15 protein-coding genes are annotated in these 19988 nt (G+C 35.3%); 14 read left to right on the top strand and 1 reads right to left on the bottom strand.

The features are described from left to right. Positions 1–3: 3 nt before the first annotated feature. The 6 genes from K7G76_RS14630 to K7G76_RS14605 all read left to right on the top strand — a co-directional run bounded on the left by K7G76_RS14630 (position 4) and on the right by K7G76_RS14605 (position 10577). Entirely contained in the window at positions 4–1194 is a 1191-nt protein-coding gene (locus tag K7G76_RS14630) for an acetyl-CoA C-acyltransferase (RefSeq protein ID WP_223034957.1), read from the top strand. A gap of 23 nt (positions 1195–1217) precedes the next feature. After that, positions 1218–3026, top strand: coding sequence for an acyl-CoA dehydrogenase family protein (locus K7G76_RS14625; protein WP_223034956.1), 1809 nt, complete (start codon positions 1218–1220; stop codon positions 3024–3026). A gap of 87 nt (positions 3027–3113) precedes the next feature. Continuing rightward, positions 3114–4751: a M1 family metallopeptidase gene (locus K7G76_RS14620; protein ID WP_223034955.1), complete on the top strand. Its 1638-nt coding sequence runs from the start codon at positions 3114–3116 to the stop codon at positions 4749–4751. 4 nt (positions 4752–4755) lie between these two features. Next, positions 4756–5322, top strand: a complete 567-nt coding sequence (locus K7G76_RS14615; RefSeq protein ID WP_223034954.1) for a YdeI/OmpD-associated family protein — start codon at positions 4756–4758, stop codon at positions 5320–5322. A gap of 44 nt (positions 5323–5366) precedes the next feature. Continuing rightward, positions 5367–8600 (top strand): VPS10 domain-containing protein, encoded by a 3234-nt coding sequence (locus tag K7G76_RS14610; RefSeq protein ID WP_223034953.1) that lies wholly within the window; start codon positions 5367–5369, stop codon positions 8598–8600. 30 nt (positions 8601–8630) lie between these two features. Further along, positions 8631–10577 (top strand): S9 family peptidase, encoded by a 1947-nt coding sequence (locus K7G76_RS14605; protein ID WP_223034952.1) that lies wholly within the window; start codon positions 8631–8633, stop codon positions 10575–10577. A gap of 32 nt (positions 10578–10609) precedes the next feature. Here K7G76_RS14605 and K7G76_RS14600 read toward each other — a convergent pair whose 3' ends face one another. Continuing rightward, positions 10610–11287 (bottom strand): Crp/Fnr family transcriptional regulator, encoded by a 678-nt coding sequence (locus K7G76_RS14600; RefSeq protein WP_223034951.1) that lies wholly within the window; start codon positions 11285–11287, stop codon positions 10610–10612. A gap of 103 nt (positions 11288–11390) precedes the next feature. On the opposite strand from K7G76_RS14600, the gene K7G76_RS14595 reads away from it, so the two are divergent. From K7G76_RS14595 to K7G76_RS14565, 8 genes are all read left to right on the top strand, one after another. Next, complete coding sequence (locus K7G76_RS14595) at positions 11391–13760, top strand: heavy metal translocating P-type ATPase (protein WP_223034950.1); 2370 nt, start codon at positions 11391–11393, stop codon at positions 13758–13760. A gap of 82 nt (positions 13761–13842) precedes the next feature. Then, entirely contained in the window at positions 13843–14034 is a 192-nt protein-coding gene (gene ccoS / locus K7G76_RS14590) for a cbb3-type cytochrome oxidase assembly protein CcoS (protein WP_103052712.1), read from the top strand. Between the two features lie 5 nt (positions 14035–14039). Then, positions 14040–16226 (top strand): cytochrome-c oxidase, cbb3-type subunit I, encoded by a 2187-nt coding sequence (gene ccoN / locus K7G76_RS14585; protein WP_223034949.1) that lies wholly within the window; start codon positions 14040–14042, stop codon positions 16224–16226. Between the two features lie 4 nt (positions 16227–16230). After that, complete coding sequence (locus K7G76_RS15455) at positions 16231–16422, top strand: CcoQ/FixQ family Cbb3-type cytochrome c oxidase assembly chaperone (protein WP_103052714.1); 192 nt, start codon at positions 16231–16233, stop codon at positions 16420–16422. Continuing rightward, complete coding sequence (locus K7G76_RS14580; RefSeq protein WP_223034948.1) at positions 16419–17369, top strand: cbb3-type cytochrome c oxidase N-terminal domain-containing protein; 951 nt, start codon at positions 16419–16421, stop codon at positions 17367–17369. The genes K7G76_RS15455 and K7G76_RS14580 overlap by 4 nt, the downstream gene beginning before the upstream one ends. 23 nt (positions 17370–17392) lie before the next feature. Further along, on the top strand, positions 17393–18817 hold the full coding sequence (gene ccoG / locus K7G76_RS14575) for a cytochrome c oxidase accessory protein CcoG (RefSeq protein WP_223034947.1): 1425 nt from the start codon (positions 17393–17395) through the stop codon (positions 18815–18817). 6 nt (positions 18818–18823) lie between these two features. Continuing rightward, entirely contained in the window at positions 18824–19270 is a 447-nt protein-coding gene (locus K7G76_RS14570) for a FixH family protein (protein WP_223034946.1), read from the top strand. Continuing rightward, positions 19271–19972: a sulfite exporter TauE/SafE family protein gene (locus K7G76_RS14565; RefSeq protein WP_223034945.1), complete on the top strand. Its 702-nt coding sequence runs from the start codon at positions 19271–19273 to the stop codon at positions 19970–19972. Positions 19973–19988: the final 16 nt, after the last annotated feature.

Genomic DNA, 19988 nt, shown 5'->3' with positions numbered 1-19988 from the left:
AAAATGAAACAAGCATATATAGTAAAAGCATATAGAACAGCTGTTGGTAAAGCACCAAAAGGCGTGTTCCGTTTTAAAAGAACCGATGAGTTAGCTGCTGAAACCATAGCTCATATGATGAAAGAGCTACCCGATTTTGACAAAAAACGCATTGATGATGTGATTGTAGGTAATGCCATGCCTGAAGGTTCGCAAGGTTTAAACATGGGACGACTCATTTCATTAATGGGATTGGATATTGTAGATGTTCCTGGTGTGACTGTAAACAGATTTTGCTCTTCTGGAATTGAAACTATAGGAATTGCAACGGCAAAAATTCAAGCTGGAATGGCTGACTGTATTATAGCAGGTGGTGCTGAAAGTATGAGTGCTGTTCCAATGACAGGTTTTAAACCTGAATTGAATTATGACATTGTTAAAGCTGGCCATGAAGAATACTATTGGGGAATGGGTAATACAGCTGAAGCTGTAGCCAATCAGTTTAAAGTTTCTCGTGAAGACCAAGATGAATTTGCCTACAACTCACACATGAAAGCTTTAAAAGCTCAAGCCGAGAATCGTTTTCAAGATCAAATTGTGCCTATTGAAGTAGAGCAAACTTATATTGATGAAAACGGTAAAAAAGCAACAAAATCATACACAGTTACAAAAGATGAAGGCCCACGAAAAGGTACTAATTTAGAAGCATTGGCAAAATTAAGACCAGTATTTGCTCAAGGTGGTAGTGTTACTGCTGGAAACTCCTCGCAAATGAGCGATGGTGCTGCTTTTGTGATGATTATGAGTGAAGATTTGGTAAAGGAACTAAACCTTAAACCTATTGCACGTTTGGTAAACTATGCTGCTGCTGGTGTGGAGCCGCGAATCATGGGAATTGGTCCTGTAAAAGCCATTCCAAAAGCCTTAAAACAAGCAGGTTTAAAACAATCTGACTTGGAGTTAATTGAACTTAATGAAGCGTTCGCATCACAATCAATAGCTGTTATCAGGGAACTGGATTTGAATAATGATATTGTTAATGTAAATGGTGGTGCTATTGCATTAGGACATCCACTTGGTTGTACTGGTGCTAAACTGTCAGTTCAACTGTTTGATGAAATGCGCAAACGCAATATGAAAGGAAAATACGGAGCAGTTACCATGTGTGTAGGGACAGGTCAAGGCGCTTGTGGAATTTTCGAATTTTTAAATTAAAAAACAAAATACAATTTATAGCAATGGAAGCAACCGAAAAAGACATATTAAGAGGCGGACAGTTTCTGGTAAAGGAAACTAACTGCGAGGATGTGTTTACTCCTGAAGACTTTTCAGAAGAACAAAAGATGATGAAAGAAGCGGTTATGGAATTTAATGACCGTGAAATTATTCCACACAAGGATAGATTTGAAGCAAAAGATTACGCCTTAACCGAAGAATGCATGCGAAAAGCTGGTGAACTCGGATTTTTAGGAGTAGCCGTTCCTGAAGCCTATGGTGGATTAGGAATGGGCTTTGTATCAACTGTATTGACATGTGACTATATTTCGAGTGGTACAGGTTCATTTAGTACAGCCTTTGGTGCGCATACTGGAATTGGCACCATGCCAATAACCTTATACGGTACCGAAGAACAAAAACAAAAATATGTACCAAAATTAGCATCTGGAGAATGGTTTGGTTCTTATTGCTTAACAGAGCCAGGTGCTGGTAGTGATGCCAATTCTGGAAAAACAACTGCCGAACTTTCTGCCGATGGAAAAACTTATAAAATTAACGGTCAAAAAATGTGGATTTCAAATGCTGGATTTTGCCGTTTAATGATTGTTTTTGCGCGTATTGAAGATGATAAAAATATTACTGGTTTTATCGTGGAGTACGATCCTGAAAACACAAATGGCATTACTTTAGGTGAAGAAGAACATAAACTTGGTATCCATGCCTCTTCAACCAGACAAGTATTCTTTAATGATACGGTTGTTCCTGTTGAAAACATGCTAGCTGGTCGTGGCGAAGGCTTTAAAATTGCCATGAATGCACTTAATGTTGGACGTATTAAATTAGCAGCTGCTTGTTTGGATTCACAAAGACGTATTACAACTACAGCTGTAGAATATGCCAATGAACGTAAACAATTTAAAACCAGAATATCTGATTTTGGAGCTATAAAGAAGAAGTTGGCTGAAATGGCTGCTAGTGCCTATGCAGGTGAATCGGCTACATATCGTGCTTCCAAAAATATTGAAGACCGCATAGCCTTAAGAGAAGCTGCTGGAAATTCACATCAAGAAGCCGAATTAAAAGGTGTTGAGGAATACGCCATTGAATGCTCTATATTAAAAGTAGCCGTGTCTGAAGATGTTCAAAACTGTGCTGATGAAGGTATTCAAATTTTTGGAGGTATGGGATTCTCAAAAGAAACGCCAATGGAAGCAGCTTGGAGAGATGCTAGAATTGCTCGTATTTATGAAGGGACCAATGAAATAAACCGTATGCTATCTGTAGGCATGTTGGTTAAAAAAGCAATGAAAGGCCATGTGGATTTACTGGGCCCAGCCCAAGCTGTGCAAGATGAATTGATGGGTATCCCATCATTTGACACACCTGATTATTCTGAATTATTTACTGAAGAAAAAGAAATGATTAAGAAGTTAAAGAAAACCTTTTTAATGGTTGCTGGTGGTGCAGTTCAAAAATTTGGTCCTGATTTAGAAGGCCACCAACAATTATTGGTAGCTGCAGCAGACATTCTTATTGAAATTTACATGGCTGAATCTGCTATTCTACGTACTGAAAAGAATGCCAAACGATTTGGTGAGAAAGAACAATCTGTTCAAATAGCCATGGCAAAATTATATTTATACAATGCCGTGAATATTGTTGAAGACAAAGGAAAAGAAAGTATTATTTCTTTTGCCGAAGGCGATGAACAACGTATGATGCTTATAGGACTTAAACGTTTCACAAAATATCAGAATTATCCAGACATCGTGGATTTACGTAATGAAATTGCCGAAAAAGTAAAAGCTGAAAATAAGTACTGCTTTTAATTATAGTTAAGTTTAGTTAGGAGTGAAAAGCCGTTTCAGTCATTGGAACGGCTTTCCTTTTTTTAGTATTTTAGTAAAAAATTAAATATGAAGCATTTCAATATATTATTTGTCCTTGTTTTTATTTCAGTCAGTAGTTTCGGTCAAGGTCTTCTTCAAGAAAAAAAGAACTTTACCCGTCAAGACACCTTAAGAGGAACTATTACACCTGAACGGGAATGGTGGGATTTAACCTATTACCATTTAAACGTTTCGGTTGATCCTGATGAAAAATTTATTTCGGGGAAAAACACCATAAAGTATAAGGTTTTAAAACCTAACTCTACAATTCAAATAGATCTACAAGAACCATTAGTTATTACTAAAGCTACCCAAAATGGCAAAACGCTCAATGTAACACGTGATGGCAATGCACATTTTATTGCGCTTATTGACAAGCAAATACCAAATACTACAAACGCCATAGATGTTCATTATGAAGGGCATCCTAAAGAAGCTGTTCGTGCACCTTGGGATGGTGGTTTTTCATGGAAAAAAGATAACAACGGAAATCATTTGGTAGCAACCTCTTGTCAAGGACTAGGTGCAAGTGTATGGTGGCCAAACAAAGATCACATGTATGACGAGGTTGATAGCATGCTTATTACTGTTACTAATCCAAAAGGCTTAAGCAATATTTCAAATGGTCGTTTAAGGTCTGTTAAAGAGAATAATGATGAGACTGTTACTTCCAATTGGTTTGTAAGCAACCCTATTAATAACTATGGTGTAAATGTCAACATAGGCGATTATGTTCATTTTTCAGAAGTATACGAAGGTGAAAAAGGCCCATTGGATTTAGATTATTATGTATTGAGTTATAACCTTGATAAAGCGAAAGAACATTTTAAAGACGCTCCAAAAATGATGAAAGCCTTTGAACATTGGTTTGGACCTTACCCGTTTTATGAAGATGGATTTAAATTGGTTGAAGTGCCATATTTAGGTATGGAGCATCAAAGTTCGGTTACCTATGGCAACCAGTATAAAAAAGGCTATTTAGGCAATGATTTGTCAGGCACTGGTTGGGGATTAAAATTCGATTTTATTATCATCCATGAAGCTGGTCACGAATGGTTTGCAAATAACATTACCAATAAAGACATTGCAGACATGTGGATTCACGAAGGGTTTACCGCGTATTCTGAAAATCTATTTTTAGATTATTACTACGGAAAGGAAGCGTCTTCTGAATACGTTATTGGCACACGAAAACTTATTCAGAATGACCGACCACTTATCGGTCCTTACAATGTTAATAAGGAAGGTTCAGGAGATATGTACTACAAAGGTGCTAATATGCTTCATACCTTGCGTCAACTTATTGAAGATGATGAAAAATGGCGACAAATTTTAAGAGGTTTAAACAGTACTTTTTACCACCAAACCGTTACCACAGAACAAATTGAAAATTACATCAGTCAACAAACAGGTATTGATTTAACAGAATTCTTCAACCAATATTTAAGAACGGCCATGATTCCGACATTGGAATATGAAATTAAAGACGGTAATTTAAAATACCGTTGGACAAATATTATTAAAAAGTTCGATATGCCAATTGAAGTAAACATCGGAGATGAAAAACAATGGCTTTTCCCTAATGCTGAATGGAAAACCCAACCTATAAATTCAGATGGCATTACAATTGATAAAGACTTTTACGTCTTCAGCAAAAAACTGTAATTAGTTGAACTACCCAGAGCTATATTTTAAAACGGATTACGAATGGCGAGAATGGCTTCATGAAAACCATAATAAACATTCAGGTGTTTATCTGATATTTTACAAAGTTGATCACCCCAAAGAAAGTATGCGTTGGGAAGAAGCCGTAAAAGTGGCTTTATGCTATGGGTGGATAGACTCTACTGTAAAAAGCTTGGGCAATGGGAAACGTCGTCAGTATTTCACACCTCGAAATCCTAAAAGTGTCTGGAGCGCCCTTAATAAAAAATATATCATAGAGTTAACGGCCCATAACCTGATGCATGAAAGTGGTTTTGAAAAAATTAAAATAGCTAAAGAAAATGGCAGTTGGTCGGTATTAGATGATGTTGAAAACGAAATCATTCCCCAAGATCTTCAAGAAGCATTTGATAAAAACTCTAAAGCATTTGAAAATTATCAAAACTTTGCACCCTCCTACAGAAAAGGCTATTTATACTGGATTAATCAAGCCAAACGCCCAGAAACCCGTAAAAAACGAATTTCTGAAATAATTTCCTACTGTGTTAAAAATATGAAAACAAGAAATTAACCATTTCTTTTTCATTAATTTTAAAGTTTAACAAACCAAACCAAATGAAAAAAATAGTATCCCTAATCATGCTTTTTAGCATGACCTTTGTGTTTCCGCAACAAGAATTCTCATTAGATTTAGTCAAAAACATGAAACCACGAAACATAGGTCCAGGTGGTATGTCTGGACGTGTTACAGCTATTGATGTGGTTCATAACAATCCTGATGTCATGTATGTGGGTACCGCTTCTGGTGGATTATGGAAATCAACTTCAGGAGGCATTAAATGGGAGCCAATTTTTGACAATGAGGTTACGGCCTCCATTGGCGCTGTAGCCATTCAGCAATCCAACCCTAGTGTGATTTGGGTGGGAACAGGAGAAGGAAATCCAAGAAATAGCTTAAATGGCGGTTATGGTATTTATAAATCACTAGATGGTGGTAAAAACTGGCAACTAATGGGTCTTGAAAAAACGAGGCATATTCATCGTGTGATTATAGACCCAACTAACCCTAATGTGGTTTATGCAGGAGCCATTGGCTCACCATGGGGCGAACACCCAGAACGCGGTGTTTACAAAACTACTGATGGTGGTAAAACATGGAAAAAAATCTTGTTTGCAAACAACAAAACAGGTGCTGCCGATTTAATTATGGATCCAACAAATCCTAATAAATTAATTGCTGCCATGTGGGAGCACAAACGTGATCCATGGTTTTTTAATTCCGGTGGTGAAGGTTCAGGTTTGCATATTACTTATGATGGTGGTGAAACTTGGAAAAAAGTAACTTCAGACGATGGCTTTCCCGAAGGCAATTTAGGCCGTATAGGTGTTGCTATAGCTGCCAATAAGCCTAATATAATTTATGCTTTAGTTGAAGCCAAGAAGAATGCACTGTACAAAAGTGAAGATGGTGGCTTTAAATGGCGAAAAATCAATGATAAAAATGATATTGGAAACAGGCCTTTTTATTATTCCGAAATTTATGTAGACCCGCAAAACGAAAATCGCGTGTATTCAGTATTTACCTACGTTAACGTTAGTGAAGATGGTGGGAAAAACTTCAGTCAACTCATGCCTGCTTATGGTGTAAATAACGGTGTCCATCCTGACCATCATGCTTGGTGGATGCATCCAAAAGATGGCAGCTTTATGATTGATGGCAATGATGGAGGCATGAATATTACACACGATGGTGGTAAAACCTGGCGTTTTATTGGTAATTTACCTGTAGCTCAATTTTATCATATAAACGTGGATAATGAATTTCCTTATAACGTTTATGGTGGCATGCAGGACAATGGCTCATGGCTTGGCCCTGCTTACGTTTGGCGTGCTCAAGGTATCCGAAATTCTTACTGGCAAGAAATAAGTTTTGGCGATGGGTTTGACGTAATTCCTGATAAGGATAATGCTAGATATGGTTGGACCATGAGCCAACAAGGCTATGTTATGCGTTATGACTGGGAAACCGGAAATAACTTTATGGTTAGACCAACACCTCCAGATGAGGACACACTTTTACGTTTTAATTGGAATTCTGCAATAAACATTGACCCTTTTAACAATAACACGGTATACTTTGGAAGTCAGTTTGTGCATAAATCTACGGATAAGGGTGAAACTTGGGACGTTATTTCTGAAGATTTAACGACTAACGATCCTGAAAAACAAAAACAATCTGAAAGTGGTGGATTGACTATGGATGCTACGGGTGCTGAAAACCATTGTACCATTTTAGTAATTGAACCTTCTCCAGTTGAAAAAGACATGCTTTGGGTTGGAACGGACGATGGCCGTGTTCACATTACCCAGAATGGTGGTGAAACATGGACCGATGTTTCTAAAAACATTAAAGGCTTACGTTCTGGAAGTTGGATTCCTCAAATTAAAGCGAGTAATAAAAATAAAGGCGAAGCCCTTTTAATAGCCAACGATTATAGGCGATTTAATTACACCCCTTATGCATACCGAACCAAAGATTATGGTAAAACTTGGACACGTATTGTTGATGAAAATGATGTGGAAAGTTACACGTTGGCAATAGTTGAAGATATTGAAGAACCTAACCTACTCTTTTTAGGCACTGATGATGGTTTGTACATATCTCTAGATGCAGGAAAAAAATGGACCAAATGGACTGAAGGCTTCCCTACAGTATCTGTAAAAGATTTAGTGATTCAACCAAGAGAACACGATTTGGTTATTGGTACATTTGGGCGTGCAGCTTGGGTATTGGATGATATTAGACCATTACGTGCAATGGCTAAAGACAAATCAATCATCGATTCAAAACTAGAATTGTTTGAGCCTCCAACGGCTTATCAAGCAGCTTATCAGCAACCAACCGGAAGTCGTTTTGGAGCAGATGCCATGTACCATGGTGACAATAGAGGTTATGGTGCCATCCTCTCCTATTTCATTAAAGTTGATGAGAAAAAGAAAGATGAAAATTCAGAAAAAGAAAATGAAGGTGAAAGTGAAGCCCCTAAAGAAGATAACAGTGATAATGCTGAAAAGGAGGAAAATGTTATTAAATGGGATTCCATTACCATGCAATTTTATGACGGTGATCGTTTAATACGTACTTTAAAACGCAAAACACCTGAAGAATCAGGCTTACACAAATGGACCTGGTATATGGATGAAGCTGGAGTTTCCAGACCCTCGCGTAGTATTAGGGAATCAAAAAATGAACCTGGAGGCGTGAGCGTTAAACCAGGTCGTTATAAAGTAGTTATGAGCTATGGCGATCAAACATCCGAAGAATTTATAACTGTGGAATCCGATCCTAGAATTGACATTTCGCAACAAAATATTAACGAAGTTTACAATGCAGCTAAAGAAATTGAAATCCTACAACAACAAGTTGCCGATGCTGTTAAACAATTAGTTGAAAGCAAAAACATAGCCAAAAAATATCAATCTGATTTAAAAAAATTGGATAAAGAAAAATATAAAGATGATATAAAAGCTTCAAAGGAAATCATTGAAAAGATTGATGAGTTAATAGCTGTTTATCTCGGAAAGGAAGACAAAAGACAAGGTATTACCAGAAGTAGGGAAATGACGGTTTCTAATCGATTAAGTGCTGCGCGAAGTTATGTGAATTCCAGTCAAAATGGTTTAACCAGAACCGAAACACAGCTTATGGATTTCGCCAAAAATGCTATCAATGATGCTTTTGAAAAAACCAATACATTCTTTGAAAACGATTGGCAAACATACCAATCTAACATGGAGGAATTAAATATAAATCCGTTTAAAGACATTAAGACCTTCAAAATCAATTAAAAAAACCTACAAAACTTAAAATTTTAAACAATGAAAAAACTTTTAGTAGTATGTTTAATTGGTGCATTTTTATCCTGTAAAAATGATACTAAAGAAACAGATGTTGCAAAAGCCCCTGAAATCAACTTGTATTCCATTGAGCAGTTTATGGATAATGAAGCTGTAGGCAATGGTAGTTTTGCGCCTGATAATTCAAAATTATTGGTACATAGTAACCGATCTGGAATTTATAATTTATATGAAATACCTGTAAAAGGAGGTGAATTTAAACCGCTAACACAATCGGATAGTTCTTCAATTTTTGCCATTTCGTACTTCCCCAATGATGAACGCATTTTGTTTTCATCTGATGGAAATGGAGATGAGTTAGATCATATTTATATGAGAGAATCTAACGGAAATATTACAGATTTAACACCGTTTGAAGGTGCAAAATCTAATTTTTATGGCTGGTCGGACGATAAAACTAAATTCTATTATGGCTCCAATAAAAGAGATTCTAGGTATTTTGATGTTTATGAAATGAATATTGAGGACTTCTCTTCTAAACTATTTTATCAAAATAACGACGGGCTTAATCTAAACAGCATTTCAAATAATGAAAAATACATCGCACTATCAAAATCTTTAAACACCAATGATAGTGATTTATTTTTAGTAGATAGGGAGACCAATAAAAAAGTAAAAATCAATGAGAATTTAAGTGGTAATTCTGCCCAAGGTTTTTCTATCGATAATAATACATTTTATTATACCACGGATGATGGTGCTGAATTTGCTTATCTAATGGCTTTTAATCTGGAAACTGGTGAGAAAACTAAAGTTTTAGAAAAAAACTGGGATATTTGGGGTTCAAGCTTTACAGAAAAGGGTAAGTACATGACCGTTTTTGTAAACGAAGATGGAAAAAATACTATCGAAGTTTTGGATGCCAGCACTATGAAACCCATAGAATTACCTGATTTTGGAGACAAAAGTATAACTAGCGTTAATTTTTCTGAAGATGAAAATTGGATGCGCATGTATGTTGGAGGTTCTAACACACCTTCAGATTTATACACTTACAATTTTGAAACCAAAGAACAACATAAACTGACCAATGTTCTTAATAAAGAGATTAACCCAGATGATTTGGTAACAGCAAAAGTTGTTAGATTCAAATCGTTTGATGGTGTAGAAATTCCAGCCATTTATTACCTACCGCATCAAGCCTCTGAAACCAATAAAGTACCTGCAATGGTTTGGGTGCATGGTGGTCCGGGAGGACAATCGCGTCAAAATTTCAGTTCTTTGATACAGTATATAGTAAATCACGGATATGCTGTTTTAGCCGTCAATAATCGCGGTAGTAGCGGTTATGGCAAAACCTTTTATAAAATGGATGATTTAAACCATGGTGAAAAAGATTTACAAGATTGTGTTGAAGGCAAAAACTGGCTGACAACACAAGCTGAAATTGATGGTGATAAAATTGGAATTATTGGAGGTTCTTATGGGGGTTATATGACCATGGCTGCCTTAACTTACACTCCCGAAGAGTTTGATGTAGGCGTAAACATATTTGGTGTTACCAATTGGTTGCGTACTTTAAAAAGTATTCCCCCTTATTGGGAATCGTTTAGGGAATCGCTTTATTTGGAGCTAGGAGACCCTTATTCAGCTGATTCTGTTAGACTAAAACGCATATCGCCTTTGTTTCATACTGATAAGGTTACTAAACCCTTAATTGTTCTGCAAGGTTCACAAGACCCTAGAGTATTGCAAGTGGAATCTGATGAAATAGTTGAAGGTGTTAGAGCAAATGGTGTTCCAGTTGAATATGTTTTATTTGAAGATGAAGGGCACGGCTTTGTTAAAAAGGAAAATCAAATTGAAGCTTACAGTAGTATTCTGAAATTTTTAGATACTTACCTTAAAGAGGTTAACAAACCTGTCGATGGTGAAATACCTGATACTGAAATCGAAGCTGAAAAATAAACTAAAAACGCTCTCAAAATTGAGAGCGTTTTTTATTCTATATGTTCAAGACCTTTTAAGTCTTCTATCTTTATTTGCTTACCAGAAGTAGATATTAAACCTTCTTTTTTTAGTTGCGATAATATTCTAATAGCCGACTCTGTAGCTGTTCCAACTATATTGGCATAATCTTCTCGGGATAAAATTACATCTAAAAACCCTTCGTCATTATTTCCAAAATGGTTGTAAACATAAATTAAAGTTTCGGCTAAACGTTGTTTTACAGACTTTTGAGCCATATTAACAATAATGTCGTCACTCTCTTTTAAATCTTTAGCCATTTGTTGCAAGACATCAAATGAAAACTTTGAGTTTTGTTGTAAATCATTCATGATTTCATGTTTGGGTATAAAACAAACTTCCATATCATTTAAAGCTACAGCACTCAAATTAGCTGACTCTTCACCAACCAAAGAACGCTGCCCTAGCAAATCACCTTTTACAACAAGCTTAACAATTTGGTCTTTGCCGTTTGCACTTAATTTAGAAAGTTTACAAATGCCATCTTTAATGCAAAAAACACCATTTATGTTCTCGCCTTCTTCAAAAATAATTTCGCCCTTTTTTACTGTTCTTGTAGTCTTGCAGCCAGATATTCTAATTAATTCCTCTTTTGACAAAGCCTTTAACGAATTGAACTGGCGGACAATACATTGCTCACACTTACTCATACCTTATAAAATGTTCTGTAAAGTTAGTTAAAACATGACAAATATCATATATTGTTTACACATGTTTTGTGACTTTTGTTACAGGTATTAATGAGCAAATTATATGGACAAGGCTTCTTGCTTCCACTGTGGTGATATATGTAATTCAGAACAAATAACTTACGACGAAAAAGTGTTTTGTTGTAATGGTTGTAAAACTGTTTATGAAATTTTTTCTGAAAACGATTTAACCTGTTATTACGATTTTCAAAATGCTCCTGGAGCGATTCCAAAAGAAATTCAAGGGAAATATGATTTTCTGTCGCAAGAAAATATTATAGAAAGGCTAACCGAATTTAATGATGGAAAAATTCAAGTTGCCACATTATATATTCCACATATTCACTGTAGTTCCTGTATTTGGATTCTTGAGAACTTGTCTAAATTAAATGCAAATATTACTGCTTCTCAAGTAAATTTTGGCAAAAAAAATGTTAGGGTTACGTATAATTCCGAAGCCGTAACTTTAAAAGATGTTGTATTGCTTTTAAGCTCTATTGGGTATGAACCATACATTTCGCTCGACGATTTTAAAACCGGTGAAGAACATATAAATCGTTCATTAATTTACAAGTTAGGTATTGCTGGCTTTGCCTTTGGTAATGTTATGTTTTTATCATTCCCGGAATATTTTGAAGTTGGCGAATTCTGGTTGGAAAAATATAAACACTTATTTAGGTGGATTATGTTTGCTTTCTCTCTGCCTGTTGTTTTTTATGCTGGACAAGACTATTTTATTTCGGCTTATAAAGGGCTTCGATCTAAACTCTTAAATATAGATGTTCCAATTGCATTAGGTATTGCAGTACTGTTTATAAGAAGTACAGTTGAAATTATTTTTGATTTAGGCTCTGGTTTTTTCGATAGCCTAACGGGCCTGGTGTTTTTTTTATTATTAGGGAAATTTTTTCAACAGAAAACCTATTCATTTTTATCATTCGAACGCGATTATAAATCCTATTTCCCTATAGCCATTACAAAAATTTCTGAAGGCGAGGAAACACCTATTCAGGTCTATGATATAGAAAAAGGAGATAGATTACTTATTAGAAATGAAGAACTCATCCCTGTAGATGGCATTTTAATTAACGGTAAAGCTAGAATTGACTATAGTTTTGTGACTGGAGAATCTGAAACTATAGCCAAAACTTCTGGAGATAAACTTTTCGCTGGTGGCAAACAAACTTCTGGTGTTATAGAAATGGAAGCTTTAAAATCTGTTGAGCAAAGCTACCTAACGCAATTATGGAGTAATGATGTATTTAGCAAAAATAAAGAAGAGGGTTTTACGACCTTGACCAATGCTATTAGCAAACGCTTTACTATAGCAGTACTTAGTATAGCCATTTTAGCTACAAGCTATTGGTTGGTGGTAGATTCCTCTAAAGCTATGAATGTCTTTACAGCTGTTTTAATAATAGCTTGCCCATGTGCCATTGCCCTATCAGCGCCATTTACATTTGGTAACTTGTTACGAATTTTTGGAAAGCTAAAATTTTACGTAAAAAACGCATCGGTTATTGAGCAGTTGGCACACATTAATACTATTATTTTTGATAAAACGGGAACTATAACATCAAATAGAAAAAGTACAGCTGCCTACGAAGGCGAATCACTTTCTAATTCAGAAGAGATTTTATTAAAAAATACCCTTCGTGGATCTAATCATCCTTTAAGCCGTACATTATATGATATTTTAGACAGTCATAATATCATTTCACTCAATCACTTTGAAGAATATTTAGGACAAGGTATAGAAGCATCACATGAACAGGATTGTATAAAAATTGGTTCAGCCAGTTTTGTTGGAGCTACAGAAACCCAATTGCTTAACACAACAGTTCATATTAGCACCAATAATAAGTACAAGGGAAAATTCACATTCTATAATAGTTATAGAAAAGGGATTTCAAAACTGTTTAATAAACTTAAAAAACACTACGATTTAGTAATACTTTCTGGAGATAATGAAGGAGAATTAGAAAACCTAAAAAAGTTACTCCCATCTAAAACCAAATTAATTTTTAACCAAAAACCAGAGGACAAGTTAGAATACATAAAATATCATCAAACTGAAGGCGCTAAAGTTCTTATGGTTGGTGACGGTTTAAATGACGCAGGAGCACTAGCTCAAAGTAATGTAGGAATTGCTATTTCAGAAAATGTAAATGTATTTTCTCCTGCCTGTGATGCTATTTTAGATGCTACAAAATTCAATAAACTATATCAGTTTATTAAAGCTTCCAAATCGGCGATTAAAATTATAAAATGGAGTTTTGTACTATCGTTTATTTATAACATAATAGGATTATACTTTGCAGTAACAGGACAATTAGCACCAGTAATTGCAGCTATATTAATGCCTTTAAGTTCTATTAGCATTGTAGTTTTTACAACTATTGCAACAAATTTAATAGGTAGAAAATTAGAATGATTACAAATAATGTGAAACATGATTTTTATCATATTTTTAAGTAACTTTTAACAATATTTTTGACATGTAACTTCAAATAGGTATGAGTGTTATATACATTTTATTGAGTATCAGCATTATAGTTGCTGTAATTTTTTTTATAGCTTTTATTTATGCTGTAAAAAATGGGCAGTATGACGATAGTTATACGCCTTCTGTACGTATGTTATTTGATGATGAACTTGTCAAAGAACAACCTAAAAAAACCATCATTAAACCAAAAAAAACTAATTAATTATTATGGAAGTACAACAGTTTTATTACGATAACAAAATCGTTAAAAAATTCCTCTATGCCACCATTGTATTTGGTGTTGTAGGAATGGTTGTGGGTTTGCTACTCGCATTTATGTTTCTATTCCCCAACCTTACCGATGGCATTTCGTGGTTAAGTTTTGGTCGTTTAAGACCTTTACATACCAATGCTGTTATTTTCGCTTTTGTTGGTAATGCCATGTTTGCCGGTATTTATTACTCTCTTCAGCGTTTATTAAAAACAAGAATGGCCAGCGACCTTTTAAGTAATATAAATTTTTGGGGTTGGCAATTAATTATTGTTGCTGCAGCTATTTCATTACCGTTAGGTTATACAACCTCAAAAGAATATGCCGAGTTAGAATGGCCAATAGATATTGCCATTGCTTTGGTTTGGGTTGTTTTTGGTGTAAATATGATATGGACTATCTTAAAAAGAAGACAACGTCATTTATATGTTGCCGTATGGTTTTACTTGGCAACCTTTGTAACTGTAGCTGTACTTCATATTTTTAACAGTTTTGAATTGCCTGTAAGTGCTATGAAAAGCTATTCGGTTTATGCCGGAGTCCAAGATGCACTAGTGCAATGGTGGTATGGGCACAATGCGGTTGCATTTTTCTTAACGACACCATTTTTAGGACTTATGTATTATTTTGTTCCTAAAGCGGCTAATAGGCCTGTTTACTCATATCGATTGTCTATTGTACACTTCTGGTCTTTAATATTTATCTATATATGGGCTGGGCCTCACCACTTATTGTATACGGCTTTACCAGAATGGGCACAAAATTTAGGAGTTGCTTTTTCGGTGATGTTGATTATGCCGTCTTGGGGTGGTATGATAAACGGTTTGTTAACCTTACGTGGGGCTTGGGATAAAGTTCGTACAGATCCTGTTTTAAAATTTATGGTTGTTGCCATTACTGGATATGGTATGGCCACTTTTGAAGGGCCTATGCTTTCATTAAAAAATGTGAATGCCATCGGTCACTTTACCGATTGGATCATTGCCCACGTACACGTAGGCGCATTAGCTTGGAATGGCTTTATGGCCTTTGGTATTATATACTATCTCATTCCAAGGTTAATGAAAACAAAGTTGTATTCTGTTGGTTTGGCCAATTTCCATTTCTGGATTGGAACGCTAGGAATCATAATTTATGCGCTGCCTATGTACGTCGCTGGTTTTACTCAAGCTAGTATGTGGAAGCAATTTAATCCTGATGGTACTTTAGTATATGGTAACTTTTTGGAAACTGTTTCTGAAATCATCCCTATGTACTGGATGCGTGCTATTGGTGGAACATTATATATTACTGGTTTATTAGTATTGGTATATAATATTGTACTAACCGTTAAAAATGGTTCTAAAGTAGAAGATGAATTAGCCGAAGCACCAGCCTTACAAAGAGTAGCTAAAGGTCGTGTTGCAGGAGAAGGTTGGCACACTTGGCTGGAACGTAAACCAATAAAATTAACTATTTACGCTACTGTTGCTATATTAATTGGTGGTATTGTACAGATTATTCCAACTATTATGGTAAAATCCAATATACCAACAATCAGTAGTGTGCAACCTTACACGCCTTTGGAGTTAGAAGGACGTGATATTTATATTCGAGAAGGATGTGTGGGATGTCACTCGCAAATGATACGTCCGTTTAGAAGTGAAGTTGAACGCTATGGCGAATATTCGAAAGCTGGAGAATTTGTTTATGACCATCCATTCCTTTGGGGCAGTAAACGTACTGGGCCCGATTTACACCGTGTAGGTGGGAAATATTCAGATAACTGGCATCTTAACCATATGTATGACCCACAAAGTACATCTTCTGGTTCTATAATGCCTGCTTACCAATGGCTTATTAGAAATGAATTGGATAAGTCACAAACTGAAGCTAAAATGGAAGTTATGGTAACATTAGGTGTTCCATATACAGAGGATGATATTGCCAACGCACAACAACACATGTTGGAACAAGGGACACAAATTGAAAAGAATCTATATTCCGATCCTGACTTTGCTGAAACCTATGAAGCAGACAAACAAGCAGGTGGTGAAGATTTTATTGAAATGCGTAATCGAGAAATTGTAGCGCTTATTGCTTACCTACAGCGATTAGGGACAGATATAAAAGTTAACGATTTAGAAACAACCACACAAAACTAGAATTATGCTAAAATTTGTAAAAAATCACATGGATAGCATTGCAGGAATAGAAATATATCCTATAATCTCGCTGCTTATCTTTTTCATATTTTTTGTAGTCTTATTTTGGTGGGTTTTAACAGCTAAAAAGGACTATATCAAAACCGTAAGTAACATACCTTTAGATAACGATAACCAAAACCAGACAGAACTATGAGACAATTAATTCCTTCATGGATAAGAGTCCCGTTAGTATTTTTTATAATATTCGGACTCGTAGAATATTTTATTGAATCAGGAGATCAACCTGCATTCATGGAACAGCCAGTAATCTTGCTTTTTCTAGTCTTGGTTTTAATAATACTCGTTGCAATAGAAGCCATTGTAAGCTCAATGGACAACATATTATATCAAAGTTTAGATGCTGAAGCCAAAGCGCGTTATGATGCTCAACGATCCGAAACACCCAAATTTATTGTTTGGATTCAGGAAACCTATAAAAAGCTTTTAGGTCAAAAACCTGTTGAAGAAGAGCACGAAATCATATTAGACCATAATTACGATGGTATTAGAGAGCTTGACAACAACCTTCCACCGTGGTGGTTATATGGGTTTTATGCAACTATTATTTTTGCGGCCGTTTATTTAGTACGTTTCCACATTTTTAATGGAGAAAACCAATATCAGGAGCTTGAAGCAGAATATGCTCAAGCCAAAATTGAAATAGAAGAATATAAAAAAACTGCCAAAGATTTAGTAGATATTAATACTGTAACTGTTTTAACTGATGCTGCCGATTTAAAAGCTGGTCAAGCCATTTTTGAAGAAAATTGTGTGGCCTGTCACATGGCTGATGGTGGTGGTGGTATTGGACCCAACCTTACTGATGAGCATTGGATTTTAGGTGGTGGTATTAAAAATGTCTTCCAAACCGTATCTGAAGGTGGTAGAAATGGTAAGGGTATGATTGCCTGGAAACAAAGTTTAAAACCGTCTGAAATTGCGCAGGTAGCAAGTTATGTATTGCAATTCCAAGGTACAACACCGGCTAAACCTAAAGATGCAGAAGGTGAGATATGGGTAGATGAAAATGCACCTGCTGAAGACATTCCAACTGAAGCTATGGAAGTAAAAACAGATTCTATTATAACCATAGAAAATTAGTATAATTTAGAAAAAATAAAGCCGTGGAAGCTCCAGAAAACGAGTCGTTTAGAGATTCGATAGGTACCATTGACGAAGAAGGAAAACGCGCGTGGGTTTATCCTAAAAAACCTAGTGGCAAGTATTATGACAAACGAAAAATAGTCAGTTACATACTATTGGCTTTTTTGTTTGCTGCGCCTTTTATAAAAATTAATGGCAACCAATTCTTGATGTTCAATGTATTGGAACGTCGATTTAATATTTTTGGATTTCCATTCTGGCCGCAAGATTTTCATCTATTTGTTATCTCCATGATAATTGGCGTGGTATTTATTACGCTTTTTACTGTTGGATTTGGTAGAATATTCTGCGGTTGGATTTGCCCACAAACCATTTTTATGGAAATGGTTTTTAGACGCATTGAATATTGGATTGATGGTGATAGAAACAAACAGCGCAAATTAGATAGACAAAAGTGGGATGCTGAAAAAATCAGAAAACGCTTGTTAAAGTGGTTTATCTTTTTAGTCATTTCATTTTTAATAGCCAATATCTTTTTAGCTTATTTAATTGGTAGTGATAAGCTTCTTAAATATATAACTGATGGTCCTACAGAGCATTTGGGAACTTTATTTCCATTAATAATTTTTACTGCTGTTTTCTATTTTGTTTTCGCCTGGTTTAGAGAGCAGGTTTGCATAATTGCTTGTCCTTACGGGCGCTTACAAGGTGTGCTATTAGACACAAAATCAATTGTAGTAGCCTACGATTATAAACGCGGTGAAGGTGAAAATGGTCGTAAAAAATTTAGAAAAAATGAAGATCGTGAGGCTTTAGGACATGGTGATTGTATTGATTGCTTACAATGTGTTCATGTATGCCCTACTGGAATAGATATTAGAAATGGTACACAATTAGAATGTGTAAACTGTACGGCTTGTATTGACGAATGCGATCATATAATGGAAAGCATCAATCTTCCTAAGGGCTTAATACGTTACGCCAGCGAGCACGAAATAAAAACAAAAGAAACGTTTAAGCTAACTGCCAGAATGAAAGGCTACATAGCTGTTCTAGTTATATTAATTGGTGTTTTAATTGGCATGTTGCTTATTAGAAATGATGTTGAAGCTCGTGTATTGCGCTTACCTGGTCAACTTTATGAACACAAAGAAGGTGACATTATAAGTAATGTATTTACATATAAATTGGTAAATAAAACGGTTCATGAAATTGACAGTGTTCACTTTAAATTACGCAAATTTAACGGTGAAATAAAAGTTGTATCCAATACCAACAATATTGTAATTCCTAAAGAAGGTTTATCTGAAGGCACATTATTTATTGAAATAGATAAAAAAGAACTAACAGGAGATAAAAACAAACTTATGATTGAAGTTTATAGTGGCGACGAATTAATAGAAACCACAACAGTAAACTTTTTAGGTCCAAGAAGCTATAATTAAGAAACTATGAAACTAAATTGGGGAACAGGAATAGTAATTGCATTTGTAGGGTTTATATCTTTTATCATGTATTTTGTTATTAGCATGAACACAGATAAAGCTTTGGACCATGATTTGGTGACAGAGGACTACTACAAACAAGAGCTGGAATTCCAAAATGATATTGATAAAGAAAAAAATGCTAGAGCTTTAGCAGAAAATATTAATTGGAAAAAAACTGAAGACGGTATAATTATAGTATTTCCGGAATCCCTAGAGGTTAATAGCATAACTGGAAAAGTGTTCCTATACAGACCATCTAATAAACAATTTGACTTTGAAACGGACATTTCATTGTCAAGCCACAATTTGCTCATACCTGACAAGCGTTTATTGGATGGTCGTTGGAACATTAAAGTTGATTGGCAATATAACGGAAAATCATATCTCTACAAAAAAGAAATTGTGTATTAAATGCTTTGGTCCGCTATCATATTCGGTTTATTGGGCAGCTTTCACTGTGTTGGCATGTGCGGCCCCATTGCCTTTATGTTACCTGTAGACCGAAGTAATTCATTTAAAAAAACAGCACAAATTTTAGCCTATCATATTGGACGCTTATTTGCTTATGCTCTAATCGGGCTTGTTTTTGGTTTAGTTGGTAAAAGTCTTTATTTGTTTGGTATCCAACAACAACTATCCATTTTTATAGGTATCCTAATGATTATTGTCGTAATTATCCCTGCTCATGTATTTAATAAATACAACTTTTCAAAACCTATCTATAAGCTTATTTCCAAAGTAAAGTCTGGATTAGGAAAAGCATTAAAAAGAAAATCAGCAGATACCTTTTTAACCATTGGCTTTTTAAATGGTTTTCTACCTTGCGGATTGGTTTACATGGCTGTATTTGCCTCCCTTGCTATGCAAAATGCTTCACATGGCGCTTTGTATATGGTGCTTTTTGGTTTGGGAACCATACCATTAATGACTGCTGCCATTTATTTGGGGAAATTTTTAAATGCGACCATCAAACATCGTATTCAAAAAGCAATACCTATTTTCGTAATCGTTATTGGATTGTTGTTTATTGTTAGAGGATTAGGATTGGGTATACCTTACCTCTCTCCTGCTCCAATTGTTGAAACCGCTAATGGGCTTATAGAGTGTCATTAAACATTTTATTTAAGAT

This window comes from Hanstruepera marina (assembly GCF_019880635.1).
In the GTDB taxonomy this organism is placed as follows: Bacteria; Bacteroidota; Bacteroidia; order Flavobacteriales; family Flavobacteriaceae; genus Hanstruepera; species Hanstruepera marina.
The sequence above is the reverse complement of the archived record's forward strand: the minus strand, read 5'-3'. Positions and strand labels throughout refer to the sequence as shown.

Coding starts and splice junctions, on each gene's coding strand:
- K7G76_RS14630 (WP_223034957.1), top strand. CDS start 4: ATGAAACAAGCATATATAGTAAAAGCATATAGAACAGCTGTTGGTAAA.
- K7G76_RS14625 (WP_223034956.1), top strand. CDS start 1,218: ATGGAAGCAACCGAAAAAGACATATTAAGAGGCGGACAGTTTCTGGTA.
- K7G76_RS14620 (WP_223034955.1), top strand. CDS start 3,114: ATGAAGCATTTCAATATATTATTTGTCCTTGTTTTTATTTCAGTCAGT.
- K7G76_RS14610 (WP_223034953.1), top strand. CDS start 5,367: ATGAAAAAAATAGTATCCCTAATCATGCTTTTTAGCATGACCTTTGTG.
- K7G76_RS14605 (WP_223034952.1), top strand. CDS start 8,631: ATGAAAAAACTTTTAGTAGTATGTTTAATTGGTGCATTTTTATCCTGT.
- K7G76_RS14600 (WP_223034951.1), bottom strand. CDS start 11,287: ATGAGTAAGTGTGAGCAATGTATTGTCCGCCAGTTCAATTCGTTAAAG.
- K7G76_RS14595 (WP_223034950.1), top strand. CDS start 11,391: ATGGACAAGGCTTCTTGCTTCCACTGTGGTGATATATGTAATTCAGAA.
- ccoS (WP_103052712.1), top strand. CDS start 13,843: ATGAGTGTTATATACATTTTATTGAGTATCAGCATTATAGTTGCTGTA.
- ccoN (WP_223034949.1), top strand. CDS start 14,040: ATGGAAGTACAACAGTTTTATTACGATAACAAAATCGTTAAAAAATTC.
- K7G76_RS15455 (WP_103052714.1), top strand. CDS start 16,231: ATGCTAAAATTTGTAAAAAATCACATGGATAGCATTGCAGGAATAGAA.
- K7G76_RS14580 (WP_223034948.1), top strand. CDS start 16,419: ATGAGACAATTAATTCCTTCATGGATAAGAGTCCCGTTAGTATTTTTT.
- K7G76_RS14570 (WP_223034946.1), top strand. CDS start 18,824: ATGAAACTAAATTGGGGAACAGGAATAGTAATTGCATTTGTAGGGTTT.
- K7G76_RS14565 (WP_223034945.1), top strand. CDS start 19,271: ATGCTTTGGTCCGCTATCATATTCGGTTTATTGGGCAGCTTTCACTGT.